The sequence below is a fragment of the Methylocystis parvus OBBP genome, from assembly GCF_027571405.1.
GTDB lineage: Bacteria > Pseudomonadota > Alphaproteobacteria > Rhizobiales > Beijerinckiaceae > Methylocystis > Methylocystis parva.
The window spans coordinates 2,293,344-2,319,467 of sequence record NZ_CP092968.1 but is presented as its reverse complement, the minus strand read 5'-3'; the positions used below and the strand labels follow the sequence as shown (position 1 = coordinate 2,319,467).

At 60.2% G+C, this 26,124-nt stretch carries 20 protein-coding genes; 9 read left to right on the top strand and 11 right to left on the bottom strand.

Translation table 11 applies throughout. The features are described 5' to 3' along the window. Positions 1-8: 8 nt before the first annotated feature. From MMG94_RS11275 to MMG94_RS11240, 8 genes are all read right to left on the bottom strand, one after another. Entirely contained in the window at positions 9-2,279 is a 2,271-nt protein-coding gene (locus tag MMG94_RS11275; protein ID WP_051001136.1) for a copper-transporting P-type ATPase, read from the bottom strand. 494 nt (positions 2,280-2,773) lie between these two features. Further along, positions 2,774-4,051, bottom strand: coding sequence for an efflux RND transporter periplasmic adaptor subunit (locus MMG94_RS11270; protein ID WP_016920746.1), 1,278 nt, complete (start codon positions 4,049-4,051; stop codon positions 2,774-2,776). Further along, a complete protein-coding gene (locus MMG94_RS11265) occupies positions 4,048-7,230 on the bottom strand; it encodes an efflux RND transporter permease subunit (RefSeq protein ID WP_016920745.1) in 3,183 nt (1,060 codons plus the stop codon). Before MMG94_RS11265 ends, MMG94_RS11270 begins: the two co-directional genes overlap by 4 nt. Positions 7,231-7,282: 52 nt before the next feature. After that, complete coding sequence (locus MMG94_RS11260) at positions 7,283-7,747, bottom strand: MarR family winged helix-turn-helix transcriptional regulator (RefSeq protein ID WP_016920744.1); 465 nt, start codon at positions 7,745-7,747, stop codon at positions 7,283-7,285. A 107-nt stretch (positions 7,748-7,854) separates the two neighbouring features. Further along, positions 7,855-9,162, bottom strand: a complete 1,308-nt coding sequence (locus tag MMG94_RS11255; protein ID WP_016920743.1) for a type II toxin-antitoxin system HipA family toxin — start codon at positions 9,160-9,162, stop codon at positions 7,855-7,857. Further along, entirely contained in the window at positions 9,162-9,413 is a 252-nt protein-coding gene (locus MMG94_RS11250) for a helix-turn-helix domain-containing protein (protein WP_016920742.1), read from the bottom strand. The genes MMG94_RS11255 and MMG94_RS11250 overlap by 1 nt, the downstream gene beginning before the upstream one ends. A gap of 426 nt (positions 9,414-9,839) precedes the next feature. Further along, entirely contained in the window at positions 9,840-10,421 is a 582-nt protein-coding gene (locus MMG94_RS11245; RefSeq protein WP_016920741.1) for a flavodoxin family protein, read from the bottom strand. Between the two features lie 21 nt (positions 10,422-10,442). Next, positions 10,443-10,871 (bottom strand): DoxX family protein, encoded by a 429-nt coding sequence (locus MMG94_RS11240; protein WP_051001135.1) that lies wholly within the window; start codon positions 10,869-10,871, stop codon positions 10,443-10,445. A 121-nt stretch (positions 10,872-10,992) separates the two neighbouring features. On the opposite strand from MMG94_RS11240, the gene MMG94_RS11235 reads away from it, so the two are divergent. Further along, positions 10,993-11,910, top strand: a complete 918-nt coding sequence (locus MMG94_RS11235) for a LysR family transcriptional regulator (protein ID WP_040579351.1) — start codon at positions 10,993-10,995, stop codon at positions 11,908-11,910. A gap of 225 nt (positions 11,911-12,135) precedes the next feature. Here the strand turns inward: MMG94_RS11235 and MMG94_RS11230 are convergent, their stop codons facing one another. Further along, positions 12,136-12,546, bottom strand: a complete 411-nt coding sequence (locus tag MMG94_RS11230; RefSeq protein WP_016920738.1) for an MFS transporter — start codon at positions 12,544-12,546, stop codon at positions 12,136-12,138. Between the two features lie 701 nt (positions 12,547-13,247). On the opposite strand from MMG94_RS11230, the gene MMG94_RS11225 reads away from it, so the two are divergent. The 3 genes from MMG94_RS11225 (at position 13,248) to MMG94_RS11215 (ending at position 16,036) form a co-directional block, all read left to right on the top strand. Next, entirely contained in the window at positions 13,248-13,916 is a 669-nt protein-coding gene (locus MMG94_RS11225; RefSeq protein ID WP_016920737.1) for a toxin-activating lysine-acyltransferase, read from the top strand. A gap of 118 nt (positions 13,917-14,034) precedes the next feature. Then, positions 14,035-15,198, top strand: a complete 1,164-nt coding sequence (locus tag MMG94_RS11220; RefSeq protein WP_016920736.1) for a hypothetical protein — start codon at positions 14,035-14,037, stop codon at positions 15,196-15,198. Positions 15,199-15,358: 160 nt separating this feature from the next. After that, positions 15,359-16,036, top strand: coding sequence for a hypothetical protein (locus MMG94_RS11215; RefSeq protein WP_016920735.1), 678 nt, complete (start codon positions 15,359-15,361; stop codon positions 16,034-16,036). A gap of 6 nt (positions 16,037-16,042) precedes the next feature. Here MMG94_RS11215 and MMG94_RS11210 read toward each other — a convergent pair whose 3' ends face one another. Both MMG94_RS11210 and MMG94_RS11205 read right to left on the bottom strand, forming a co-directional pair. Next, positions 16,043-16,855, bottom strand: coding sequence for an IS5 family transposase (locus tag MMG94_RS11210; RefSeq protein ID WP_154419815.1), 813 nt, complete (start codon positions 16,853-16,855; stop codon positions 16,043-16,045). Positions 16,856-16,873: 18 nt separating this feature from the next. Beyond that, positions 16,874-17,326 (bottom strand): hypothetical protein, encoded by a 453-nt coding sequence (locus MMG94_RS11205; RefSeq protein ID WP_154419817.1) that lies wholly within the window; start codon positions 17,324-17,326, stop codon positions 16,874-16,876. Between the two features lie 183 nt (positions 17,327-17,509). Between MMG94_RS11205 and MMG94_RS11200 the strand changes: the two genes are divergently transcribed. The 5 genes from MMG94_RS11200 (at position 17,510) to MMG94_RS11180 (ending at position 26,062) form a co-directional block, all read left to right on the top strand. Continuing rightward, the gene (locus MMG94_RS11200; protein WP_016921419.1) at positions 17,510-18,229 is read left to right on the top strand and encodes a hypothetical protein; all 720 of its coding nucleotides are present in this window, start codon (positions 17,510-17,512) and stop codon (positions 18,227-18,229) included. A 629-nt stretch (positions 18,230-18,858) separates the two neighbouring features. Continuing rightward, a complete protein-coding gene (locus MMG94_RS11195) occupies positions 18,859-19,581 on the top strand; it encodes a hypothetical protein (RefSeq protein ID WP_016921417.1) in 723 nt (240 codons plus the stop codon). A gap of 77 nt (positions 19,582-19,658) precedes the next feature. Then, complete coding sequence (locus MMG94_RS11190; RefSeq protein ID WP_016921416.1) at positions 19,659-22,262, top strand: autotransporter outer membrane beta-barrel domain-containing protein; 2,604 nt, start codon at positions 19,659-19,661, stop codon at positions 22,260-22,262. 212 nt (positions 22,263-22,474) lie between these two features. Next, positions 22,475-23,014 (top strand): hypothetical protein, encoded by a 540-nt coding sequence (locus tag MMG94_RS11185; RefSeq protein WP_016921415.1) that lies wholly within the window; start codon positions 22,475-22,477, stop codon positions 23,012-23,014. Positions 23,015-23,128: 114 nt separating this feature from the next. Next, entirely contained in the window at positions 23,129-26,062 is a 2,934-nt protein-coding gene (locus MMG94_RS11180; protein ID WP_016921414.1) for a DUF4214 domain-containing protein, read from the top strand. The last annotated feature ends 62 nt before the right edge of the window (positions 26,063-26,124 follow it).

Below are 26,124 nucleotides of genomic sequence, written 5' to 3'. Positions count from 1 at the left end.
TCTCACCTTCAAGTGACGTCCGGAAACGGTGGCATTTCGAGCAGCTTGGCGGGCTCGATTTCGGTTCGGCGCAGGCGCAGCGAATTGGCTACGACGCTGACCGACGACAACGCCATCGCCGCGGCGGCGATCGTGGGCGAGAGCAGCAGGCCGAAAGCTGGATAGAAGGCGCCAGCCGCGAGCGGCACGCCGGCCGCGTTGTAGATGAAGGCGAAAAACAGGTTCTGGCGGATGTTCCGCATGGTGGCGCGCGACAGGCGGCGCCCGCGCACAATGCCGCGAAGATCGCCCTTGAGCAGGGTCACGCCGGCGCTCTCGATCGCCACGTCGGTTCCGGTCCCCATGGCGATGCCGACATCCGCCGCGGCGAGGGCAGGGGCGTCGTTCACCCCGTCGCCCGCCATGGCGACGATACGCCCAGCCTCGCGCAAGCGGGCGACGACCTTGCTCTTATCCTCGGGCAGGATCTCGGCTTCCACCTCGCTGATGCCCAGCCGTTTCGCGACGGCGCGCGCGGACGTCCAATTGTCGCCGGTGAGCATGACGACGGAGACGCCCTCGTCAAAGAGCGCTTGCAGCGCGTCCGGCGTCGTCTCCTTGATCGGGTCCGCGATCGCGATAATTCCCGCGAGCCGCCGGTCGATCGCAACGAAGATAGCCGTGGCGCCGTCTTCCCGCAGGCGCTCAGCGTCTCCATCGAGCGCGCTGGTCTCGACGCCGGTCTCGGCCAAAAAGCGTCGGTTGCCGATGACGACGGATCGTGCGCCGATGCGCCCGCTCACGCCCTTTCCGATCGGCGAATCGAATTCCGACGCCTCGCTCAGCGGAAGGCCCCGCGAAAGGGCGGCCTGGACGATGGCTTGCGCGAGAGGATGCTCGCTTGAGCGCTCCAGGCTCGCCGCGACGGTCAGCAATTCGTCCTCGTTCACGCCGGCGACAGGGCGAATAGCGGTGACCTTGGGTTTCCCCTCCGTCAGCGTCCCGGTCTTGTCGACAACGAGCGTGTCTATCTTCTCGAAGCGCTCCAGCGCTTCGGCGTTCTTGATGAGCACCCCATGCTGCGCGCCACGTCCGACGCCCACCATGACGGACATCGGCGTCGCGAGGCCGAGCGCGCAAGGGCAGGCGATGATCAGCACCGAAACGGCGGCGACGAGACCGTAGCTCATGCGCGGCTCCGGCCCCCAAACCGCCCAGGCCGCGAAGGCGAGCGCGGCGACGAGGATGACGAGCGGGACGAACCAGCCGGAAACCTGATCGGCGAGCCGCTGAATGGGGGCGCGGCTGCGCTGGGCTGAGGCGACCATGCCTACGATGCGCGACAGCATGGTGTCGGCCCCCACGCGGTCCGCCCGCATGATGAACCCGCCCGTCTGGTTGAGCGTCCCGCCGATGACCTTGTCGCCGACGCTCTTCGTCACAGGCATGGACTCCCCGGTGACCATGGATTCGTCGACCGAGCTGCGGCCTTCGAGCAGCACGCCGTCCACCGGCGCCTTCTCGCCCGGGCGCACACGCAGCCGGTCGCCGACACGGACCTGTTCGAGCGCCACCACTTCGTCGGTCCCATCCTCCTTGATGCGATTGGCCGTAACCGGCGCTAGATTGAGGAGCGCGCGGATCGCGCCCCCGGTTTGCTCGCGGGCGCGCAATTCAAGAACCTGACCGAGCAGCACAAGCACGGTGATCACGGCCGCCGCCTCGAAATAGATCGGCGCGGAACCGTCCGCGCCGCGAAAGGCCGGCGGAAAAAGCGACGGCGCGAAGGTGGCCGCGACGCTGTAGACCCAAGCGACGCCCGTCCCCATGGCGATCAGCGTGAACATGTTGAGATTGCGGGTGACGAGCGACTGCGCGCCGCGCACGAAGAACGGCCAGCCGGACCAGAGCACGACCGGGGTGGCGAGGAGGAACTGCGCCCAGTTCGATAGCTGAGGCGGAATGTAAAGGTGGAGACCGAGGAAATGCCCGCCCATTTCCAGAATGAAAACGGGAACAGCCAGCGCCAACCCGATCCAGAAGCGCCGCGTCATGTCGATGAGTTCGGCGCTCGGGGCCTCCGCCGCTGACGTGACGAGAGGCTCGAGCGCCATCCCGCAGATCGGGCAATTGCCCGGACCAGCCCGACGGATTTGCGGGTGCATCGGGCAGGTGTAGACGGCGCCTTCCGCCGCCGGGCCGCCTGGCTGGCTTAGTCCGGCTCTGTCGGGGGACTCAGAGACCGGCGCATGCTGGCGCTCCTGATGATGCCCGGGATGGCGATGGCGTTCGTGATTCACGTTGGTCCTCCCAGGTTGGGCTTACAATTACTCAAATAGCTTTTCTTTTCCGCATCTACTGTCGGCGACCGATCAATGTTCTCGCCTTCTCTTGACGTCCTGCGCCCAGGCGCCGAATTGCGGCCTATGGAGAAGCGATCTCCCCACGAGGCGACATGCCCGAGAAACGCGTCCGGTTTTCCAGCAAGGGCGCGCCCAAAGAGGTTCGAACTTCTATGTCATGACTGTCGCGCTATTGCAGACATCCGTTCAACCCAATCATAACGCGACTGGCCCCATTCAGAAAATGCAGCGTCGGCCGGCAAGCGGGATGACCCCAATAACCAGCCGTTTGGGCGCGTGCGCCAGCGTGAAACAACGGTAGCTTCTATGAATCGAGCGTGACTGAACGTGGCCCACAACCACCCATCTTCAAATCGCGCTTGGATTGGCTGTTCAAGCCGACGCTCCCGCTCATCACAGCAGCGTCGCGCCCCAGTTAATTTAGCGGTTCCTCACATCTTGACCGAAATCTTCATTCCGTCTCGCAGCCCGGCGGGCGGATCGAGGATGATGGTCTCGTCGCCGGCGAGGCCGTCCTTTATTTCGACGGTCGTGCCGAAGTCGCGCGCGATGACGATCCGCCTGAGTTGGACGACGTCGTCCTTTCCGACCACCGCAAGCTGCGGCCCGGCGGCGCGGAACAGGATGGCTTGCGCCGGGGCCGTCACCGAGGGCTGCGCGCGCGGAATGTTGAGCCGCACGCGCGTGAACAGGCCCGGACGCAACTCGCCCGTCTTGTTCGTCACGTCGACCTCCACCGGCAGGGTCCGCGTGGCGGCGTCGAGCGCGGAAGCGTTGCGCGCGATGCGTCCCTTGAAGATCTTGCCGGGGGCTTCGGGCACGACCACTTCGGCCTCCAGCCCGTCGACGAGCCCGGCCGCCTCCGCCTGGGGCACCGCGACCTGAACCCTCAAAACGTCGTCGCGCGCCACGGAAAAGAGCGGCGTCGCGCCGCTGGCGTCGGCCGTCACCAGATCGCCCATTTCGATATTGCGCGCCGTCACCACGCCGTCGAAGGGCGCGACCACGGACTCGAATTCGGTGAGCTGCTTCAGCCTGTCGACGGTCGCCTGCTGGGCGGCGACATTGGCCCGCGCCACCTCCACCCCCGCCTCCGCGGAGGCGAGATTGGCCGCCTGCGTCTGCACATTGGCCCGCGCATTGTCGTCGTTCTGCTTGCTTTCGAATTTCTGCTTCACCAGCGTCGAGATTCTCGCATGGGTGATCTTGGCGAGCTCGAGATTGGCGCGCGTCTGCTCGACCTGGGCGGTCGACTGTGAGAGTTGGGCCTTGGACAGAAGCAGTTGCGCCTGGGCCTGGGCGTATTGGTGATCCAGATCCGGCGCCGCGATGCGGGCGAGCAGATCGCCTTTTTTCACCCTCGATCCGATGTCGACGCGGCGCTCGGCGATATAGCCCGTCGCCCGGGCGAAAAGCCGGGCCTGATTGATGGCCAGAGTCTGTCCGGGCAATTCGAGCCTGATGGGGTTGTCCTGACGGACGACCTTCGCCGTTCGAACAGAGGGGACCGCCGTCGCCTGCGCCTCACGATAGGCGGAGGCGTCGTAATTGCGCCAGACATGACGGACGACGCCGATGCAGAGGATGCCTGCAAGGATTGCGGCGCCGATGAGAAACGGCCTTTTGTTGAGGCCGGCGGCGCCCGTCTCTGCGGTTCCGAGGCCGGACGATTCGTGCTTGTGCGATGGCGATTGCAGTAAATCGCTCATAGATAGTCCCTCAGCGGCTTCACCTCGCCGCGCCTCATGACAGCATAAAGGAACGGCACGAACAGCAGCGTCGAGCAAGTGCCGAACGAAATGCCGCCCATGACCGCGCGCGCCAGAGCCGCGTTCTGCTCCGAGCCGTCGCCCAGGCCGAGCGACATGGGCAGCAGGCCGACGAACATCGCCGCGGCGGTCATCAGCACCGGCCTTATGCGCGTCATTCCCGCCATCATCGCCGCCTCTTCGGAGGAGCAGCCCGTCTCCTCGCGATGCTCCCGTGCGAAAGTGACGAGCAGAATCGAATTGGCGGAAGCGACGCCGACCGACATGATGGCGCCCATGAGCGAGGGGATCGAAAAGGTCGTGCCGGTGACGAATAGTCCGAAGACGATGCCGCAAAAGGCGACCGGCAGGGCGAGAATGACGACGAAAGGATCGCCCCAGTCCTGGAAGTTCACGACCATGAGCAGATAGACGAAAATCATCGAGGCGAGCAGGCCCACGCCGATGCGTCCGAACGCCTGATTCTTGCTCTCGATCTGGCCGCGAATCACGATGCGGTTGCCGGGAGCGAGTTCCGGCTCGAGTTCGGCGATGATCTTCCGGAGGTCGGCCTCCACGCCGCCGAGGTCGCGATCCTGCAGATTGGCGTAGATGTCGTAAGCCTGCTGCGTATTGAGGTGGTTGACGACCGACTGTTCGACGCCGCGCTTCAGGGTGGCGACATTTGTAAGCAGGTCGACGCCATTGGCGCCGCCAGCGGCCGCCGACACCGGCGTGTTGTTGAGGGAATTGAGCGAGGCGAGACGATATTCGGGCGTCTGCACCGCCACCTGATAGGGAATGCCCGATTTCGGGTCCATCCAGAAATTCGGCGTCACCTGGAAGGAGGAGCTCAGCGCGATATTGATATTGTTCGCGACCTGCTGCTCGTTGACGCCGAGCTGCTGCGCGCGCCAGCGATCGACCTCGAGGAAGAATTCCGGACCATCCAGAATCTGGTGAATATGGGCGTCGACGACGCCCTTCACCGTCTTCATCCGCTCCAGCAGCTTGCCTGCGATGACCTGATTTTGCTTCGCATCGGAGCCGAGGACGCGCACGGCGATCGGCGCCGGAAGTCCGAAATTGAGGATCTGCGTGACGATGTCGGAGGGCTGGAAATAGAAGACGGCCTCGGGGAATCGCTGAGCGAGAACCTGCCGCAGCCGCTTCATATAGCTTTCAGTCGGCGCATGTCCTTCCGCGAGCGAGATCATGATCTGGCCGTCGTAATAAGTGACCGTGGAGCCGTCGCTGAAGGCGAGATTGTAAGTGACTTGCGGCAGGCCGATATTGTCGATGAGGAGCGCGCGGTCATGATCAGGAATGATCTCGCGAATGACGTCCTCGACCTCCTGGAAGAAGCGCTCCGTGTCCTCGATGCGCAATCCGGGACGGGCGCGCACATGCAGGGTCATCTGGCCGGAGTCGATCTGCGGATAATAATCCTGGCCGACCGAGACAAAGAGGATCGCGCTGACGCTAAAGAGCGCCGCGACAAAGGCGCCGGTGCGCCTCTTGTGATGCAGCACGGCCGTCAGCAACAGACGATATTGCTCTTTCATCCGGTCGAAGCCGCGCTCGAAGCCCTGTCTTATCCGCCCGAAGGCGGCGAAGGCGCCCGTCGACGAAGCCTCGCTTTCATGGTGCGGCCCGTGTTTCTCGCCCGCGAGCAGCTCGTCCATGAGGATCGGCACGAGCGTTCGCGAGATGAGATAGGAGGCGAGCATGGCGAAAACGACCGCGAGCGCCTGCGGCGTGAACAGATAGCGCGCGACGTCGGTGAGGAAAATCACCGAAATGAAGGCGGCGCAGATCGCCAGAGTCGAGATCAGGGCCGGCTTCGCGATGCCCGCCGCGCCTTCGGCCACCGCGTGACGGAACTCCTTGCCCTCCTCGAACAGCCGATAGGTGTTCTCGATCGCGACGGTCGCGTCGTCGACCAGAATTCCGACCGCGAGCGCAAGACCGCCAAGCGTCATGATGTTGATGGTCTGCCCAAGAGCGGCGAGGATGGCGAGCGACGACAGGATGGAGAGCGGAATCGAGACGATCACGATCAGGGTGGAGCGCCAGGAGCCGAGGAAGAGAAGGATCATCAGCCCGGTCAGAGCCGCGGCGATCACGCCTTCATGCAGGACGTCCGATATGGCGTTTGAAACGAACACCGACTGGTCGAAAAGCTCGTCGATCCTGGTGTCGCTCGGGATGGCGGCGCGCAATTGCCCCATCGCGCTCTTGACGTTCTGGACGACGTCGAGCGTCGAGGCGTTTCCGTTCTTGAGAATGGTGAGCAGCACCGATCTCGACCCGTCGACGCGGACGATGTTTTGCTGGGGCGGACTGCCGTCGCGCACCTGCGCGACGTCGCGCAGAAGCACCGGCGCCGTCCCGTTCAATCGGACCGGAATGTCGTTCAGCGTCTCGATCGCGTCGGGCGAGGAATTCATCCGGATGACATATTGAAGCGACCCGAGCTTCACGCGTCCTGACGGAACCGTCACATTCTGCGCCGAAATGGCGTTGACGACGTCGAGCGCCGTCAGGCCCCGCGCCTGCAGCGCGTCCGTGTCGAGATCGACCATGATTTGGCGTTGCTTGCCGCCCCAGGGCGCCGGCAAGGTCGCGCCCGGCGTCGTGGTGAGCGCCTGCCGCACCCTATATTGGCCCATGTCGTAGAGCTGCTGCTCGTTCTGGCTCTTGCTCGACAGGGCGAGCTGGATGACGGGCACTTGGGACGCCGAATATCTGATGATGATCGGCGGATTGATGCCTGGCGGCATGACCGCGCGGATCGAGTTGGACGAGGCGACCACCTGCGCGATGGCGAGGTCGATATTCACATCCGGCTGAAAATAGATTTTCTGCACCGTGACGCCCTGCAGCGTCTGGCTCTCCATATTCCTGATGCCGTTCACATTGTTGGAGGTCGTGAGCTCGGCGTAGGTCGTGACCCGTTTCTCCATCTCGCTCGTGGAGAGGCCGGTATAGGTCCAGATCACCGTCACGACCGGAATGTCGACGTTGGGAAAAACGTCCTTGGGCGTGGAAACGATGGCGGTCCCGCCGAGGAAGGTCACGAGAATTGCGAGGACGTAAAACGTCAGCCTGAACTTCAGCGCATATTTGACCAGTTCCATCTTACTCTCGACTCCGGTCGGTCTGGCTGCTTCGGCCGCTCGGGACGGCCGGTCACGCTCTCTCGCGGTCCCGGGCGGGAGCGGCGCTTGCGTCGATCAGATTGAGGCGCATTGCGTCGAGCGCGCGCATCAAGGTCTCCCGATCCGCTTCGGGGACGCCGGCGAACGCCTCCTGACGCGTCTCCTCCGCGATCGGCTTGATCGCCTCCAGCAGAGGACGGGCGGCGTCGCGCAGATAAAGCCTCCAGATCCGCCGATCCCGCTCATGGGGGCGTCGCTCGACGAGCTGCTGGACTTCGAGCCGGTCGATAATGCGGCCCAGCGTGATCGCCTCGATGTCGAGCAATTCCGCGAGCGCGCCCTGGCTCACCCCCTCATTGCGCGAAAGATAGGCGAGCGCCTGCCATTGCGACCGGGTCAGTCCGAAACTACGGGCCTTCTGCTCGAAGCGCTTGCGCAGCAGGCGCGCCGCGTCGTTCAGCAAAAAGCAAAGCGTGTGGTCTGGAGCGGAGGACATAAGCCTGCAGTTCTTAGGCGCGCTATTAATAAGCATGCTTATTATCAGTGGGCATAGGAAGTCAAGATCCGCGCAGCTGCCGCCAAGCCTCGCCGCCCCCTTTGGCGTCACGCATCCTCCAACCTGCGCAGACGAGCCTTGACCCCATTGCTGACGCTGTCAGCGACTTCGGCAGGAAATGCTTTCGGGAGCGACGCGGCGACCTGTTCGACCGCCGCTGGCGCCTGTGCGCGCAGCTCATCAAAGATCGCGGTCACGCGTCCCGCGCCAATCCCCGCCTTGGCGGCGGTCTGGACAAAATGGCGAGGCGTAACGCCGTCGACGACGTAGTGACGGCTGTCACCGATGGCCATGGCCAGCTTCATCTTGTTACGCTTGATCTGGCCGGCGTCGAGGCTGGGCTGCGCTGAGATCACATCGTAAAGCGGGGTCATGCGGAAGCGGCCGCCGGGAGAGAGAAAGACGCTGAAATTCTTGGCGTGTCCATCCGTGGCGCCAAGAAGCCAGAAAGCAATCACCGCCTTCAGAAATGTCGTTTGATCCGCCTGCGGTTGGTCGCTCCCCTTCAGCAGATTGAGGATGGCTGGAATACCGGGCCCGCCCTCGGATTCGTATTTCAGCGACGGCGGGACGGACAAAGCCTGACAGCAATCCTCCTGGGGCAAACGCAGGAGACGGTTGTCGCTGGTCCAACGGCGATCGAACCGCTCGACCACGAGCACATGGTTGCCTTCAAACTCCTCGATCGCGACGGCGGCGCTCGGAAGTCCAAGAGCGGCTGTCAGCTTGAGGCAGAAGAACTCGTTCTCGACGCTGTAGGAAAGATCAATGCCGTTCGGCAGTCGGCCAATCTGCGGTTTGAGGATATGCGTCGTTGCCGTCGTCGCCAGCGGTTTTTGCCAACGCCCTTTCCAGAACAAGAGTGCGGTCTTTTCCTGGGCGCCAGCGATCGAGATCCGGAAGTCTTCGTCCTCGCCAAGCCCAAGGGGAGCCGATGCAAGGTCGCCGAGAAGCCGGGCGATTTCCTTGTCGTCAACAGGTCTGCCGTCAACAGCGCCGGCGGCGCCGGGTTCGATGCCGTCCGGCAGGAATTGCAATGCGCCAACGCAGTCCCGTCCGACAGCGGCAAGCAGGTCGTAGGCGTCTATGCCCTGAGCGTGGACTCGCTCCGCCATGCGGCGGCGGATGGGAGCGCTGTCGGGCAGGAGATTGTCGAAGACGGCGATGACAGGCGCACCGATATAGCGGTCCTCGCGCAGAGGCAGAGACAACGAAACGGGCAGCGCATGCTCCCAGGCGAGCCAGGATGGATCGTAATGAAAATCGATTGCGCCGCTGGATTGCCTGTTCAGCCGCCCGACGAGACGGCTGTTCAGAAAGACATTGAGCGGGATATGCCGCCGCGGGCGGGCCATCAAAAGATGTCTTCGATTTCAGCCGGCTTCGCCTTCGTCCTGGGACGGATAACGAATTCGAGATCGAGCGCGGCGAGAATGTCGCAAAGCGTTCCGAGCTGAGTCCCGGCCGCGCCGCTCTCGACGGCCGAGATGGTCGCCTGCCGTAGCTTTGTCTTGTCCCTGATGCTGGTCTGGTTCAGGCCGAGCTTGCGGCGCTGCCGGCGGATGGCGTCTCCGATTTGCTTGGGCGTTCGGGCGATCTGATCCACGGCGCACCTCTCTAGGCGCGCAATATACGCTCGAGCGGATAAATATCAATATACTATTCACAGTATATAGCAGAATATACCTTTAAAAGTATAAAACGCGTAAATACGCTTCAGCGTATAGCAGCTCTCCTACCCTGTGGGGCGGCTTTCAGAAGCTCACGCTCCTCATATCCCCATGAGTGCGCGGTAACGACGAATGGCGTCCTGCAAGCGCGCGTCTCTCCTATGAATGACGGCAAATCAGGCGAGCGCGTGAAGTGTTCTATGTCCCTTGAACCTAAGCGCCAATTGACCTCCGGCTTCTTGCCGGAGGATGCTCGTTCAAAAAGCCGACCATGCGAAAAGTTGAAATTGGGCTTGCGTCAGGTCCGCCAAAGGGATTGCAAAGGGCCTCTCCGCATCTGTCCAGACGATCGCCCCTAACCCTCATTCATCATTTCCCTGATGCATCCACCGCCTGGTCGCTTCCGCAACGCGACCCCCAAGATGCTCAGCGGTCTTCAGGTCTGCGGGCGATGGCCCGTGTTCCGGCCCTTGATCGGCATTTGATTGCGCCATTGCGCCGAGGAAACTGCCCAGTCGATTCAGATCGTCAATTGAGCCAGAACTGGAATTGTTGCCGGGCGGCAAACCCAAACCGATCCAGATCATGCCATGCTGCGCGGCGAACACCGCAAGTTGTTGCAACGTGCCAAGCTTGTCGCCGTTTTGACTAGCGGAGTTCGTAAAACCAGCCGCAAATTTGTTCTTCCAACCTTGCTTCGACCAAACCCTGGAGCTTGCATCCATGAACGCCTTAAAAGGCGCTGACGCGCTGCCCATATAGGTCGGCGATCCGAAGATAATCGCGTCCGCCCGCTGAAGATCATCCCAGCGCCCGTCAATATCCTCGACTTTGACGAGCGCTCCTGTTGCGTTCGGAATTGAAAGAACGCCTTTTGCGACGGCCTCGGCCTGTCGGGCCGTATGGCCATATCCGCTGTGATAAACAATGGCGATAAAGGGCATATTGCGTCTCCGTCTTTGGCGCTATGCGGACGCGGTCTTGAATGTTTCGTTTGCGTCGCGGGAAAGCCTTACGGCGAACGCGCCAGGACCAAGCAGGGCCTGCACGAGCAGAAGAATGATCCAGAGCGCAGGGAACTCCCAGCCGCCTTTTGCGCTGGAAAACAACCAACCATTCGGCAGATGGACAAGCAACGCGCCGGCAAGGATCGGAATGAACGCGAGAGACACGGGGCGCGTAAACAGCCCCAATAACAGCAGGAGGCCGCCGCCAATTTCTGCGGCGACAACGACATAAGCCAAGGCTGCCGGATAGCCGAGCGACGCGAAGAACTGCACGGTCCCCGGAAGAGTGAAGACGAATGCCTTAAGAAGTCCGTGCGCAAGAAAAAGAGCTCCGAGGCTCAATCGAAGCAATAGCGCTGCAAGCGCCGTCGCATGAGCGTTTGTCATCTTCCAATCCTTTCCTTTCGGGCGGCCGCGAGGGCCGAGAACTGGATTGGAATGTTGCGGCAAACGAGATGGAGGATAATTAGCGTCTTTACAGACAGATTGTCTGAAAATATCAGACAGTATGGATCAGCTACAATCGATGAAGGCGTTCATAGCGGTAGCGGAAGCTGGCCAGTTCGCTTTGGCGTCCGAACGTCTGGGCCTGTCCCGCGCGATGGCGAGCAAGCTCGTCATGGACCTCGAAGCGCATCTCGGGGTGCGGTTGCTCAATCGAACAACCCGAAAGGTCAGCCTCACCGAGCCCGGAATTGTCTATTTGGAGCGCTGCCGGGACATAATCGTCGCAGTCGTCGACGCTGAGAACGAGATATCCAATCAGGCCACGGAACCTCTTGGGCATTTGCGCGTATCCGCCCCCATGTCCTTCGGCGTGTCCCATTTGGCGCGCCAGATTGCGGCATTCAAAATCCGATACCCGCGAGTCAGCATTGATCTCGTGCTGAACGACCGCCTCGTGGATATTGTGGAAGAAGGCTATGATCTCGCGATCCGGATCGGGCGGCTTACAGACAGTTCGCTCATTGCCCGCCGGATCGGCGCGTCCCAAAATATCGTCTGCGCCTCACCGATCTATCTTTCGTCTCACGGGAGGCCTGAAGTTCCAGCCGAACTCTCGCAACACGACTGCGTGCTTTATTCCTACGCCAGCGCCGGAGACACATGGACCTTTTCCGGGCCGAAAGGCGAGCAGTCCGTCCGCGTCGGCGGCAGCGTCGTGTGCAATAATGGAGACGCCATTTGCCGCATGGCGATCGAAGGACTGGGGGTTGTTGCGCTGCCCGATTTTATCGTCGAACATCATCTGCGTTCTGGCGTGATTCAGCAGATCTTGTCTGATTACCCATTACCCGCTGTCGGCATATATGCAGTCTACCCGAGCGCCAGACACTTGCCGCGAAAATTGCGGGCCTTTGTAAATTTCCTTTCGCGCGCTTTCTCTCAAAAACGGGCTCTTCCTGAGTTCCCATTGCCGCCTTGACCGATCGGAAGAGCGAACCATAGCCTGACCGCGTGCGGAGAAAATCGGTTTGGTCCCCGACTAAGCGCCGTTTATCGCGCCGCCGCCCGCGCTCCCTCGAGCATTGCGAGCTTCGTCATCTGCCGCAGCTCTGAGACGACGACCGTTATCCATCCTCCGCGCTGTCCAATTTTCGAGCCCAAGGCTCTTTCGCAAGGCTTTCACACAGATAATCGAGCAACGCCGTCACGCGCGCGGGTCTGAGGACGCCCGGCCATTCGCCGCGACAGCCGTGGCCAGATCCTTTCTCGGGACGAGCTGGGGGACGATCGACTGCCATGTCGGCGCCGTCAGCGCCGCGCCGACGCCAAGCAGGAAGGTGAACAGCAACAGAAGCGGCGGATTGATGAGATTGAGCCGCACAAGCGCCGCGCTCGCCGCCGCCACAATGGTGAGCAAAATTTCCGCAATGATCAGGAACCAGCGCTTGTCGACGATATCGGCCAGCGCGCCGGCCGGAAGCGCGAAGAGAAACATCGGCAGGCTGGAGGCGACCTGTATCAGGGAGACGGTGAGCGGACTCGCGTCCAGGCTCGTCATCAGCCAGCCGGAGGCCGCGTTGTACATCCAGGCGCCGATATTTGCGACGACGGTCACTGTTCAGATCACCGTGAATGTCGAGTGCCGAAAAGCGCTCCAGAACGATTGCGGCCGCGGCTCCGGAGCCCGCTTTCTTTGCTCATTAGATGTGAGACCTGCCATCTGGCGTGCTCCGACTGGCAAATGGTGCGAAAATCAAGTTGACGCTTGAGAAGGCTCATCGAAGCAATCAACCCGCCCCAAGCGCGACGTCCTGCGTCGGAATGTTTTGCGTCTCGACGGCGACACTGAATTGACACAGCGCTAAGTGCGCTTCTGATCGCCTTGTTCTAACAAGGGCCTGAGCCGGCGATCGTCGGTTGAGGGTCGAATGTGGCCTGCGCTCGTTATAGAACGAGGTTTGAGAACGCAAGAGGACTCACGAGCTGGTCGAGCGTGTCGATCATGGCTTCGCCTCGTCGTGAAGAAAGGGGTCGCGCTGCTCTCCTCGATGGAATTTGGCGCGTCTTCTTGCTCTGCGTCCTGTTGGCGCCTTCTTCCGACATTTTCTCTGTCGGCGCGATTTCGCTTCGTCCGCCGGGGCGCGATATGGTCGAGGGAAGTCGCGTAGCCTTGCCCGTTCGGCAATAGTCCAAGCATACCGAGCGTTTGCCTCGCAGGCGGCGATCATGGCGCATTTGATGCGCCTGGCATGGTTGCAAACCGGCGAAATCTGCAGCAAAAAGCAGCCGGTCTAATTTTATTCGGGAGCTGATTTCATGGCCATGACGCCGGACATTTTTAAGAAGGGGAATGGCGCGGATTCGAAGAAGGCGCCGCCGTCGCAGGCGGCAAGCGACGCCGATCCGCAGGCGGCGCCGAAAGCCGCGCCCGCGCAACTCTCAGACGCGCAGAAGGCTAAAGTCGCGAAGCAGGTCGCGGAGATGCGTCAGCGCATTCATCGCACCGTTGGGCAGATCGTGCTCGCCATGTCGGCCGTGCCGCGCTACCGGCATCAATCGCTGGCCGATCTGCAGGGGCTCGTGATCGAGCCTCTGCTGCGCGAGCGAATCGTCATCGCAGAGATGGCGCCGGCGAAGGGCCAGAGCGATGAGGCGGAGCGGCGCGAAGATGAGGCGCAGATGGTCGCGGTGGCGATCTGGGCCACCGTCTCCGACGCGGTCGACGCGAAAATCCGGGAGGAGATCAAGGCCGGCATCTTCCCGATCCGCCTCAAGCCCGAGGAATGGACGAGCGGCGACAAGGCCTGGCTCCTCGACGTGATCGCGCCCTCGCAAAAGCTCGCCTCCGCCGTGCTGGCGAATTTCCGTCAGGTCGTGAAGGAGGGCGACATGCGCATCCATCCGATCGTGGCGCGCATGGTCGATCCTGAATTGTTGAAGCGCCTCGCCGCTTCTTCCGGCTCGCAGGAGACTAAGGCGGAGTAGGGGATCCGACTCCGCGCAGAATTTATTCGCCGCCGCTTTCCACCGAGGATGGGATGACGCCGATCGACGCCATCAAAAGAGCTCGAGACGAATTGGTCACATAATATCAATTGCGGAATTGGCGCCGAAAAGCGCGTTCCGGCGCACGATTATTTCGCGTTCGCAAGCGGCGCGGCCGACGCTCGCCGATCTGCGCGCCTATGATCAGGGCGCGGGCGAGGAATGGCGCGTCGAGTCCTTCGGCTATGACCGCTTCGCGTCGCTGCCTTTCGATCGGGTCGCGGCCTATCTCGTCGACGGCGTCGTGACGCAATATTCGGTCTATGTGACCGACGCGCAGGGCGGCTTCTATGTGTGGTCGGAGAATCTCGACCGCGCGCTGGAGCTGCAGTTCAAGGAAGGAAGGCCCTCGACCTTCAACCTGCGCAATTACGCGATCGACCTCGACAATCTGCCGGAGGCGCAGGCCGCCGAGGGCAGCGCCTATCGCGCCGAGATCCTCTCCGTCGACGAATTCCGCTTCGCCGCGGCGCTGAGCGGAGTCGAATTCCGTCCCGACGTGCTCTACGCGACCTATGACGCTACGACCGGCTTCCTCGACTATCGCACGGGCGCCGGCGATGGGGCGCCTGCGCATGACGGAACCGGCTACGCCAGCGTGGTGACGCCGACGCTCGGCCTCGTCGACACGCTGATGGACCAGTATATTCCGGTGAGCCGCGCCATCGCCGTGCGGCTCGCGGCGCAGGGCGGGCTCGCCGAGTATTTCGAAGGGATCGCCTATGACGTCGTGAGCGACAAATTCACGCCGACGGGAAACCACGAGCTCGCGCCCATGTTCGAGAAAATTCTGGAGCGCGCGCCGGCCGGCTCGGACGCGCAGATCGCCTGGCTCGGCAAATGGAACGACATCCTCAACGTTCTCTATGCGGATTATGCGCCGAAGGCGGAGGAGGATCTCTCGCATGAGGCGTTGTTCCAGCAGCTTGCCGCCGCCTATGAGAATGTGAGCGCTGCGGGCCATGCGCCGGCGCTGACGCTCTCCAAGGCGGCCTCGCTGCTGGGCGTCGACGCGACGCGCATCATCACGCATGACGCCAACGCGACGACCGTCGCGGGAACGGCGGGCGAGGAACTCCGCTTCGCGGCGGCGCGGCGGTCGCGAACGCGACGTGAGAGGAATGGCGGCCGGCCGGCGGGCCGGCGTCCTCGTGAACGAAAATTTTGCGAGCTTAAAAAAGCAAGCCTGAACTGGAGGTTAACCTCCGAAGGGCGTCTCTAAGTCTTTGAATCGAAGGAAAAGACGGAGATTAAACGCTTGACGGCGCGTAAGCTTTTGGGAAGGATTTGCTATGAGGAGATGGAAATGCAGCCCGATACTTCCTCACGGATCGTGAGACAAAGCATTCAAGCCTCGTGAATTATTGTTCTGCGGGTGTGGGATGACAGATGCAGACGATTCCAGAGACGACGCCTTTGAGGATCCTTGGGAGGTGCCGGACCCGCCGGAGGTCAAGTTCGATCCGACGAGCGTCGACGAGCTGATTGAGTTCGCGCATGCCCTTCTTGAAAATCCTGCCGTAGGGGCTGCGCTGCAGCGCGTCGGCGTGCACGGCGACACGACGGAAGCCGAAGACGCCGAGATTGAGAAGGCGATCGACGCCCATATCGCCCAAAAGCAATGGGGCGTGCGCGATCGCGCCCTGCTGTATCTGGCCCTCGTCCTGGGCCGGTGGGTTGCGGGCGGAGCCATTCCATCCGTCGATGGTCCCGAAGCGCGGGCGTTTCTCGAAGATCGCTATTTCACGCGGCCGGGCGATCAGCACGGGATATTTGGCAAGAAACCGACGGTCGAGGAAGTGCGGTGGATCGCGCGCGATCTCATGAAAAATCCGGTCGTCTGGAACGAATGTGTCCGAGCAGGGGTCGATCGTATCGACGATCGTATTTGGGAAACGGTTATATTGCCGCTCACAGGCGATCTACGGAAGAAGAAGTACGGGCTCCTCAATAGAGGCACTCATGCTTTGGCCGTTGTGCGTTCTCTCGCTCGCGGCGAACTGACGAGCCTCGATTCTCCCGAGGCGGAAGCTCTCATCCGTCTCCACAATCGAATCTAGAGGGTGTTATGCACTTTGTATCATGAATTCTGCGGCGCGGTTGAGCATGAGACAGGCGAAGGCGAGGATGTGAAAGCCTGCAAGGGTTTCCGCATATCGTTCATAATCTTTGACGAGCCGCCTGCATCTGGTCGCCCATGCAAAAGATCGTTCGACCACCCAGCGCTTGGGCAGGAGGACGAAGCCCTTTTTCGCTTCCGAAAGTTTGACGACGCACAGTTCGACGCCCTGCGCTTTCGCAGCGTCGGCTGCCCTGTCCCCCGTGTATCCCTGGTCGACATAGATCAATTCGACGCTCTCGCCGGTCGCCTGCTGCACAGCCTCGGCGAGCTTTCCAACCTCGGCGCGGTCGTCCACATTCGCCGGCGTGACATGAAGCGCCAGCAGATGGCCCAGCGTGTCGACCGCCATATGGAGTTTCGATCCGCGTTTGCGCTTGGCGCCGTCGTAGCCTGCGCGCGGGCCGCTTTCGGGCGTCGAGCGCAAAGTGCGGCTGTCGATGATCGCCGCCGTCGGCTCCTCTTTGCGCCCGGCCGCCAGTCGCAACACCGCACGCAAATCCTGGGCGAGCGCTTCGAACACGCCTGCCGCCATCCAGCGGCGTCCCTGCTGATACACAGCGGACCACGGCGGCAGGTCGTTGGGCATGGCGCGCCAAGCGACGCCGTAGCGAAGCACATAACGCAGGCCGTTGAAAAGCTCGCGCAGCGAATGCTGACGCTGCGGCGCGCTCTCGTCCATCAGCGTCAAATACAGCGCAACAAGCGACCATTCTTCGTCGCTGACGTCAGACGGATACGGTTTGCGAATCGCAGCCATCCAATTCTATTAATGCAATCAATCGGTAAAGTACATAACACCCTCTAGAATCCGCATGGAGAAAGATGCCCGGACGTCCCACGGTGGTTTGTCGGGAAATTTCGCCATAAAGCAGATCGAATTTTGCTGGCCCAAAGGAGCGACGTCATCGAAAGGAAAGCTCATAGAACCGCAATCGAAGCCAATAATGACAGGCTCTTCAACCAGAAGAACGAAATCGTCTTCACCAAATGAGCCCCGACGGCCGCCTCCGACATGCAGGCGCTGCTCGACGTCTTCGACACCAATCACAACGGCAAGCTCGACTCGGGCGACGCGAAATTCTCGCAGTTCAGGCTGGTCGTCACCGGCGCCAACGGGACGCAGCGGCGCTGGACGAAATTCTTGCCGTGTAATGACAATGCAGCAAGAAAAATTTGCTGCGTGAATACTTGTGGTTAAAGGAAATATGGAACTTGTCTTAAGAAACAATCTTGACTGTGGGGATCGTGTTCTTACAATGCAGAGTCGACAGACTAGTTGCTTGAAGAAAATTTGCAGACTCCCTTGAAGGCGGCGTTTGAGAGGCGGCAAATGAATTGCGATTATTTGGCTAGGCTCAATATCTTATTCGCGCGGCGGTTTGGCCAACTCGCCTCGTGTGAATGATCAGTCATGTTCGGCTTCGTCACGCGCTACCGCGACAAGCGCAGGCTTCAGGAGACGCTGCGCGACTATCCGGAATATACGTCGCCGTTTCGTGGTGGAAAATTGAAACGTGCGCAGGCCGAAGCGAATTTCGAGTTCTTCATGGACCAACGAAACACGAGATTGGCGCACTTCAAAAGATTTTTAGCAGGCTTTGGCGTCGACGTGAGATTGGAGCGCGAAGCGCTCCCGCCGCTCGATGTCTGGCTGTTGCGATACGGCGGCTATTTTGTGCCGCAAGTCCAGGATATCATCTACGCGTTTGAATATTACGACTCAGCTTGGACCGGCGATCTCGCTGGCCTGAATATCGTGCATGACGTGAGCGTTTTCGCCGGCGAATATATCGTCAGGCATAATCACAATGCGCGATGGGGATTGTTCGTCGGCGACGGCATACGCGGCGCGCGCGACATGATGGGATATTACCATCCCTGCCTGTTTAGGATTCATCCCCATCATCGCGGATATAGCGATACCTATCAGCTTTACCTTGGCGAGCAGATATTTCATTGCTGCGAAGGCAGCAGACGGCGCCTTGAAGGCAGATGGTTGCCCTGCAGCAGGCCGGAGGACTTTTTCCGGCAATGGGGCGACGACAATGAGTTCGTCCGGCGGGTGAGCTATTGGGCGGATCCCGACGCGGAGCCGCCCACGCCCTACTCGCAATTGGTGTTGAGGGAATAGTGGGGATCGTGACTCCAGATTCCGCGACTCCAGGCTTGTAGAAGACGGATTGACGACACAAAGAAAAAGGAAGCGCCATGTCTATTTTCGACAACGACATTCTGTCCCGGCTCGGCGTGCGCGTCGCCTTCGCCCCTCCGGAGCGGCGCCGCGAAGAATTCTTAAAAGCGCCTGATTGACAGCAGGGCTCGAATTGCTAAGCTTGGCGCGTAGAGACGTTGATTGCCTGAATAAGACATGAGTGTCGGAAGAAAAGATAATCGAAGGATATATGCGCCCGCATTTGGGCGGCATGCCCCGAGGCTGGGCGTGTAATGTCTTAATGCCCGGCTATGGCCTGATCGCGGGGAGTAGAGAGGACGCTCATATGCGCCTTGATAGGCCGCCGACGGAGAAAGACGTTCTGATACGGGTAGCGAAATCAGCTTTGCACGATTCAAGACTGCCTGACGGCGACGATCCGATCGTTTTTGGAGACTCCAGCAATGAACCGTTATGATTTTGCGCGTGGCGCGGTATCCGGCGCCGCTTTCGGGTCATTCTCCTACGGGACGACTCTGATCGTCCAATATCCCGCGACAGCGTTTAATTGGAGTTTCAAACGTTCAATACCTGAGCGATGACCAGTCATGTTCGGCTTCGTCACGCGCTATCGCGACAAGCGCAGGCTTCAAGAGGCGCTGCGCGACTATCCGGAATATGCGCCGCCGTTTCGTGGAAAGGCGAAACTGAAACGCGCGCAAGCAGAGGCGAATTTCGAGTTCTTCATGAGCCAGAGAAGCAAGCGGCTGGAATGTCTCGGAAGGTTTCTTCTCGGGTTTGCCGTTTCATTGGAGCTGACGCCAGAAGGGCTCCCGCTACTTGATGCTTGGTTACTGCGATATGGTGGCTACCTCATACCGCCGGGTGGTGACGCCATTGACGCGCTCGAACGATATGATCCGCCCTGGACCAGTGCCTTCGCTGGCATGAATATCGTACATGACGTGAGCGTTTTCGCCGGCGAATATATCATCAGGCATAATCCCAATGCGCGATGGGGATTATTCGTCGGCGACGGCATACGCGGCGCGCGCGACATGATGGGATATTACCATCCCTGCCTGTTTAGGATTCATCCCCATCATCGCGGATATAGCGATACCTATCCGCTTTACATCGCCGACGAAATATTCATGTGCTGCGAAGGCAGCAGACGGCGCCTTGAAGGCAGATGGTTGCCCTGCAGCAGGCCGGAGGACTTTTTCCGGCAATGGGGCGACGACAATGAGTTCGTCCGGCGGGTGAGCTATTGGGCGGATCCCGACGCGGAGCCGCCCACGCCCTACTCGCAATTGGTGTTGAGGGAATAGTGGGGATCGTGACTCCAGATTCCGCGACTCCAGACTTGTAGAAAACGGATTGACGACACAAAGAAAAAGGAAGCGCCATGTCTATTTTCGACAACGACATTCTGTCCCGGCTCGGCGTGCGCGTCGCCTTCGCCCCTCCGGAGCGGCGCGCCGATTTGAGCGCCAGAGGCGCGCAAGGAATCGGCGATCTTTTCGGGGCGCTGGGATATGGAACGCTACAGGCAAATCCGTTGCTGACGGTCCAATGGTATCAATTCGACAGTCAATATGCGAAGAAATCGGGGTTTTCCGATTCTTTGCGAACTACAATTGGAAAGGCTGGTATCACGCTTTCGCTCGATAACAAACTAGCACCTTACGATCGAAATCTGAGCGCCTATGAAGTGGGCCGTCTCGGCGAAAAGGCGGTGGAAGAACTGTACAAAGGGCGGGGCCTGCAAACGTGGTCGGAGACCACCGGCGCACGGCAGGCGGATGTTGTCGGATATAGATGGGGAATTCTGGGCGGCGAGAAATTCCAGGGCGAAAGCAAGGTCGGCTATCGATCTTTGACAGGCTGGCGGCCTGGCAAGACCGGCTATCAATTGGCGCAAGACTGGGCTGCGCTGAACCGCAACAATCTGTTCCGCAGCCTTGGCAAAGCGGCGGGAGCTTTCGGAGCGGGCGTGGACATCGCCGTGACGGGCGTTGAGATCGCTCAGCAGCTTTCGCGGGGCGACAATGCCGGCGCCGCGAGATCGGGCGCGCAATTTGGCGGCCGCTGGGGCGGTGCGATTGGCGGGGCGCTCGCCGGCGGCGCGCTTGGGGGGCCGGTCGGCGCTTTTCTGGGTGGCGTCGGGGGCGGATTTCTGGGCGACGCAGGCATGGGCGCGCTTGCCGACACGCTCTTCTCAACGCTGCAAATGGGGGATCTCCCCTTCTTCGCGCGCGATCCCGCTTTTCTCGATCCGGGCGGCTTTCCCAGCGCGCCGAATTCATGGGGCGACGCGTCTAATGGCGTCTTTTCCATTTCCTTCAACTATGGCGACTACCCTGCGGCCGAGCGGCTGGGGCCGATCTACGGCATTCAATACCAAACCCCCGCCTTCACGCCGTCGCAGTATCATCCCGGCAAAGATGCCGACGGCTCGACCCGTCTGCCCACCATCGACGTCGCCGGAAAGGCTCAAGCCGTCCAGGTTGAAAATCCCGCTCCAAAGGTGGAGGAGGGTTTCCATGTCGAGAAAGGAAAGGACGGATATTTCTACAAGGTGGACGACGGCTCGCACCTCGAAAAGGGAGGCGACGGACAGTATCGTAGCGTGACGGATGGAGACAGCCTATCAAGTTCTCGGATGACTTTCGAGGCATTTGGCGCGTTTGACAACTTCTTCTCCGACTTTGGCGATTTTCTTTCCGGCTTCGGCGATTTCGGTTTTGGCGGCTTTGGCGACTTCGGCGTCAGCTTCGACCAGATTTGGTTCCAGGATTTGTTTTCGGATTGGGAAAATGATTGGTGGGACAGTCGAAATCCCGGAAATTGGTTCGAGCTCTGGCAAGGCCCGGTCATCCTCGACCTTGACGGCGACGGGATCGAGATCGACCCGCTGACCTCGTCCAACATTTATTTCGACATGGCCGGCGACGGCTATCAGCATCGCACCGCCTGGGCGGGGGCAGGCGACGCGGTGCTCGCCTTCGACGCCAATAATGACGGCCTCATCAACCAGAAGAACGAGATCGTCTTCACCGAATGGGACCCGACGGCCGCCTCCGACATGCAGGCGCTGCTCGACGTCTTCGACACCAACCACAACGGCAAGCTCGACTCAGGCGACGCCAAGTTCTCGCAGTTCAAGCTGGTCCTCACCAACGCCAACGGGACGCAGACCGTCCAGACGCTGGCGCAGGCGGGCGTCGCCTCGATCGATCTGAAAGCGGACAATTCCAGCCAGACCTTCGTCGACGGCTCGACGATCGACGGCCAGACCAGCTTCACCCGCACCAACGGGACGACGGGAACGGCGGCGTCGGTCTCGCTCGTCTATGAGGCCGGCGGCCATGCGCTGCGCACGACGACGTCCACGGACGGCGCCGGCGCGGTGACGGTCGACAATAAGGCCTATAATCCCGACGGCTCGCTGGCGAGCGAGACGATCTCGGCGACCTCGGCGGACGGCAAGTCGCGCACGCTGTCGCAGGACGCGAATGGCGACGGGGTGATCGACCTCATCCAGACGGAGACGACGGTCGCCAATCCCGACGGCTCGAAGACGACGACGCTGACCGACAAGACCGCGGGCGGCGTCAATCTCGACAGGATCGTCACCACGGTCAGCGCCGATGGCAAGACGACGACCATCCAGCGCGACATGGACGCGAGCGGAAACTTCGAGCAGACGGAGACGCTGGTCACGGCGACGGACGGCTCGAAGACCGATACGATCTCGAATTTCGCCGACAATGGAGCGCTGATCACGAAGATCAGCCATGCGACGAGCGCGATTGGCCTGACGCGGACCGACCGCTTCGACGACAATGGCGACGCCGTATGGGACACGACCGCCGTCGACGCGACAGCGGTCAATGGCGACGGAAGCCGCACGGAAACGGTCACCGTGACCAACGCCAATGGGTCGCTGCGGAGCTGGACGCAATCCTTGCCGCGCAATGATAATGTTCACAGGAAAATTGCTGCGTGAATACTTATGGCTAGAGTAGGTGTGGGGTTTATCTCAAGAAACAAGGTTGACTGTAGATGCAGCGTTCTTACAATGCAGTTTCGGTGGATTGGCCCGAGGAGTGGAACATGAGGTCTAGTGCTGAAATGCGTATATACATATAGAAGTGCCGTTGAGTAGGTGGCAGCTGCTGCTGTGGTACGATCATCGATTTCTAGTTTGCGGGCGCTAGAGTGCAAGACGAATTTGCTCAGTTAAAATTTTTCGAGGGCACGATGGTGTTATTCATAATTCTTATTCCGATGTTGTCGATGACAGGAATGTTTGACTTATTTTGTATCGGTATTTTGGATATGATTCCATTGTTTTCTAGGTCAATTCATATTGGCGTATTGGATTATCGGCAACTTTGCTCGTATGAGGCGCTCATCTCAGTCTATGCAATAATTTCAATTTCGGGATTCTGGTCGTATAGGCGCGAATTAGCTTTAAGAATTAAGCTCGATAGAGTAAAAAGGGGGCTTGAAGGAAGCGGCGTGAGGGAAGCGGTCGTGCCGTTGATTTGGATATTTATTGGTATCTCCTCAATATTTACTATGATAAATATTGGCGTTATGGTTTTATCTCCAAGCATGCCGGTTGATGTAAATTTTGAACTTAAAACATGCATCCTTACGATGTTTGGCTTAAACGCTCAGTTGATGGCCTTGTCCATTATAATTTCGCTTCTTCCGATCTGGGCAGGCGATTCTAACGTGGGAATCACTAAATAACTCGTTGGGGGATGGGAATGGTTGAGGTAAGATACGCTCCGTATTCACCGTCTTTTGGTTCATTCACTCTTGATTATCTATCAAATTCTTATAGTCCTCCTAGGACATTTCCCGATGGAATGGGATACGACCACGACCGACGTTTCAACCTTGAACGCCGATGGCGGCGCGACGCGAACCGTCTCCGACGTCAACGCCAACGGCTCCCTGCGCGACAAGACCGTCACGACGGTAAGCGGGGATCGGCGCCTGACGATGATCGCGCGCGACGTCGACGGCAACGGCGCGAACGATCAGACGGAGGCCGTTCAGATTCAGGCGGACGGCGCCACGGTCGATACGGTGTCGAACCTTCAGACGGATGGTTCGGTGAAGAGCAAACGTATGTCGACGGTGAGCGGCGACGGGCTTTCCAGCCAGACCGACTTCAGCGAATTGACGACGCACTATAATTTTGTATGGGTCGGCTATTGGTTGCCGGTTCCCTATCAATCGCTCGACGTCATCAAGGCGGTGACGGATGTCATCACACTGAACGCCGACGGCGGACGGGTCGACACCTTCACGCAGTATATGGGCCCAGTCTCTGGGACAATCTCCGAACGGATCGTCACGACGACGAGCGATGACGGGCTGTCGGTCTCGAAGCAATGGACAGCATCGAACGGCGCCGCTGCGATCAACCAGACGTCGAGCGACGTCACGACCTATAATGCGGACGGATCGACGACACGCGTCGTGACCGACCAATTGCCTGGCGGCGGCTCCGGGGTCGGATCTGGGGGATCTGGTCTGCTCGACAAGGCGGTCATCGATGTCAGCGCGTCGACGCTCAAGACGACCTACCAGCTCGATGTGAACGGAGACGGGACTTTCGACCGGACCGGGATTTCGACGGTTGGCGTCGACGGCGCCAGCGCGGGGACGATCACGATCAAGAATCTCGACGGCTCCTTGCGTCAAAAAGAGGCCGCCGCGACCAGTCTGGACGGCCTGCGCCAAAATCTGACGCGCGACTCGAATGGCGACGGCGCCTATGATCATTTCGAGAGCGGCCGTCAGGAGGCGAGCGGCGCGACGAGCCGAGTCGTTTGGGAAACCAAAAGCAGCGGCGCGCTTGGTGACAGAATTGTCACGCTCGCAAGCGCCAATGGGCTGGCGACGACCGAAGCGCTCGATACGAATGGTGATGGTGTCGTGGATTGGTCCCAGTTGAGCGTCGAGAAGATCAACGCCAACGGCAGCCGGACCACCACGCTTTCAGACCTGAACGCCAACGGCACGCTTCGGGACCGGATCGTCACCACCTTCAGCGCGAACGGCCTGTCGAAGACCTCTCAGATCAATCTGAACGGCTTGGGCAACGCCATTGAGACGGAGACGGATGTCACGACGCTGAACGCCGATGGCAGCCTGACGCGCACGGTCACCGACCTCTATGCCGACAGTTCCTTGAAGGGAAAATCCGTTTTCACTGCGAGCGCCAACGGCAAGTCGGCGACGACGACGATCGATATCGACGGCGACGCGGTCACCGACAAGACCATATCCGTCAACGAAGACGCCGACGGGATCAAGGTCAGCACGGTGACCTTCAAGGACGGCGCGACAGCGACGACGACTACGAGCTTCGACGGCCTGACCACGACGATGACTACTTCCGCCGGCGTCACGCAGAGGCGGGCGGAACTCGGCGACGGCACGGGAAGCTATAGCTGGAATTCGACAGACTCACACGGCAACTCTCTCGCTTCCTCATCGCATACGATCGACGAAAACAAGATCGACGCCTATGTTTATTCCAGCCAGAATAGCTCTGGAACGATCCGAATCGAGACGGACGCTCTACAGCAATATCTGTCGAAGGCGGAGCGGCTCTATGACGCCGCCTTCGATCGCGATATGTTCGTCGACGAAAGAGAGCTGATCGGCAAATATATCAATTCATCGACAAATGCGTTCGACGCCAATCAATTGGCGAATGATCTGATGAACGCAACGGAGTTTTCGACGCGCTATGGCGCATTGAGCAATTTGCAATTCGTCGAACGCGTCTACGCAAACGCGCTCGGCCGCGCGGCCTCCGCGTCGGAAGCGGCAAGTTACGTGAAGCAGCTCAATGCAGGGACGCTTACACGCGCGGATTTGCTGAACGCGATCTCGGAGAACGCGGAGCACATTGCCGACGGAAATGCGCACGCTGCGACAAATAATTCCGTTCAATCGGCGGCGTCTTTCGCGCTCGACCATACCGTCGACAAGCAGCAGGCCGAAGACATGGTCACGCGCTTGTATCAAACGGCCCTCGGCCGGGACCCGACGGCGACTGAGCTATCCAACGGTTATCAGGCGATCGTCGAGGGCAGCGGCACGGAGGCGGGGCTTGCGAACAATATCGTTTCGCCTCAATGGGTGTGGTGGCCCTATATCGCCAATCCCAGCCAATTCGATCAAACTTATGGATCCTTGTCGAATGCGGATTTTGTGACCCGCCTCTATCTAAATTCGATGGGCCGCAACCCGACGGCCGCCGAGAGCTCGGACTGGACCGCGATGTTGGATAATGGCGCCGTCACTCGCGGCGACATGATTTATGCGCTTGCCGAGAGCCTTGAGCATCTTGCTTATATGGGCTCTCAGGCCGGCCAGGCGGTGACGGCGTCCAATCAAACTCTGAATTATGGCGAGAACGCCATTGTGCGCATTAACGGCGGCGGCAATACGATCAATGCGTCGAGCGGCGATATATTGACGATCGGGGGAAATGGAGCCGGCGGGGTCAATAACATTGTGAATATATCGAACGGTTCGGCAAGCTTGCTCAGCAATTCGCGAATGGACGTCCTGGGTTCCCGGAACGTCGTGACGTCGGGTTTGGGCAGCGCCCTCGGGGTTAACGGAGACGACAATGTCCTCTCGGCCAACGGCGATGGCGTTTGGATTAACGGTGGATCCGGCAATATCGTCAGCGGGTCAGGAAATACGATCGCCGTGGCCGCCAACCTCAGCGTCGATGTCGTCGACGACGGCAATTCGATCAACGCCTAGTCTGGCGCGAAAGTCACGATCTCAACGAATGGGCAGGGCGGTTCGGGCGATATTGTGAACAT

What these genes read in the sequence shown, in the direction of transcription:
- MMG94_RS11270 (WP_016920746.1), bottom strand. Translation starts at nt 4,051, where the DNA reads ATGAGCGATTTACTGCAATCGCCATCGCACAAGCACGAATCGTCCGGC.
- MMG94_RS11265 (WP_016920745.1), bottom strand. Translation starts at nt 7,230, where the DNA reads ATGGAACTGGTCAAATATGCGCTGAAGTTCAGGCTGACGTTTTACGTC.
- MMG94_RS11260 (WP_016920744.1), bottom strand. Translation starts at nt 7,747, where the DNA reads ATGTCCTCCGCTCCAGACCACACGCTTTGCTTTTTGCTGAACGACGCG.
- MMG94_RS11255 (WP_016920743.1), bottom strand. Translation starts at nt 9,162, where the DNA reads ATGGCCCGCCCGCGGCGGCATATCCCGCTCAATGTCTTTCTGAACAGC.
- MMG94_RS11245 (WP_016920741.1), bottom strand. Translation starts at nt 10,421, where the DNA reads ATGCCCTTTATCGCCATTGTTTATCACAGCGGATATGGCCATACGGCC.
- MMG94_RS11240 (WP_051001135.1), bottom strand. Translation starts at nt 10,871, where the DNA reads ATGACAAACGCTCATGCGACGGCGCTTGCAGCGCTATTGCTTCGATTG.
- MMG94_RS11235 (WP_040579351.1), top strand. Translation starts at nt 10,993, where the DNA reads ATGGATCAGCTACAATCGATGAAGGCGTTCATAGCGGTAGCGGAAGCT.
- MMG94_RS11225 (WP_016920737.1), top strand. Translation starts at nt 13,248, where the DNA reads ATGGCCATGACGCCGGACATTTTTAAGAAGGGGAATGGCGCGGATTCG.
- MMG94_RS11215 (WP_016920735.1), top strand. Translation starts at nt 15,359, where the DNA reads ATGACAGATGCAGACGATTCCAGAGACGACGCCTTTGAGGATCCTTGG.
- MMG94_RS11210 (WP_154419815.1), bottom strand. Translation starts at nt 16,855, where the DNA reads ATGGCTGCGATTCGCAAACCGTATCCGTCTGACGTCAGCGACGAAGAA.
- MMG94_RS11200 (WP_016921419.1), top strand. Translation starts at nt 17,510, where the DNA reads ATGTTCGGCTTCGTCACGCGCTACCGCGACAAGCGCAGGCTTCAGGAG.
- MMG94_RS11195 (WP_016921417.1), top strand. Translation starts at nt 18,859, where the DNA reads ATGTTCGGCTTCGTCACGCGCTATCGCGACAAGCGCAGGCTTCAAGAG.
- MMG94_RS11190 (WP_016921416.1), top strand. Translation starts at nt 19,659, where the DNA reads ATGTCTATTTTCGACAACGACATTCTGTCCCGGCTCGGCGTGCGCGTC.
- MMG94_RS11180 (WP_016921414.1), top strand. Translation starts at nt 23,129, where the DNA reads ATGGAATGGGATACGACCACGACCGACGTTTCAACCTTGAACGCCGAT.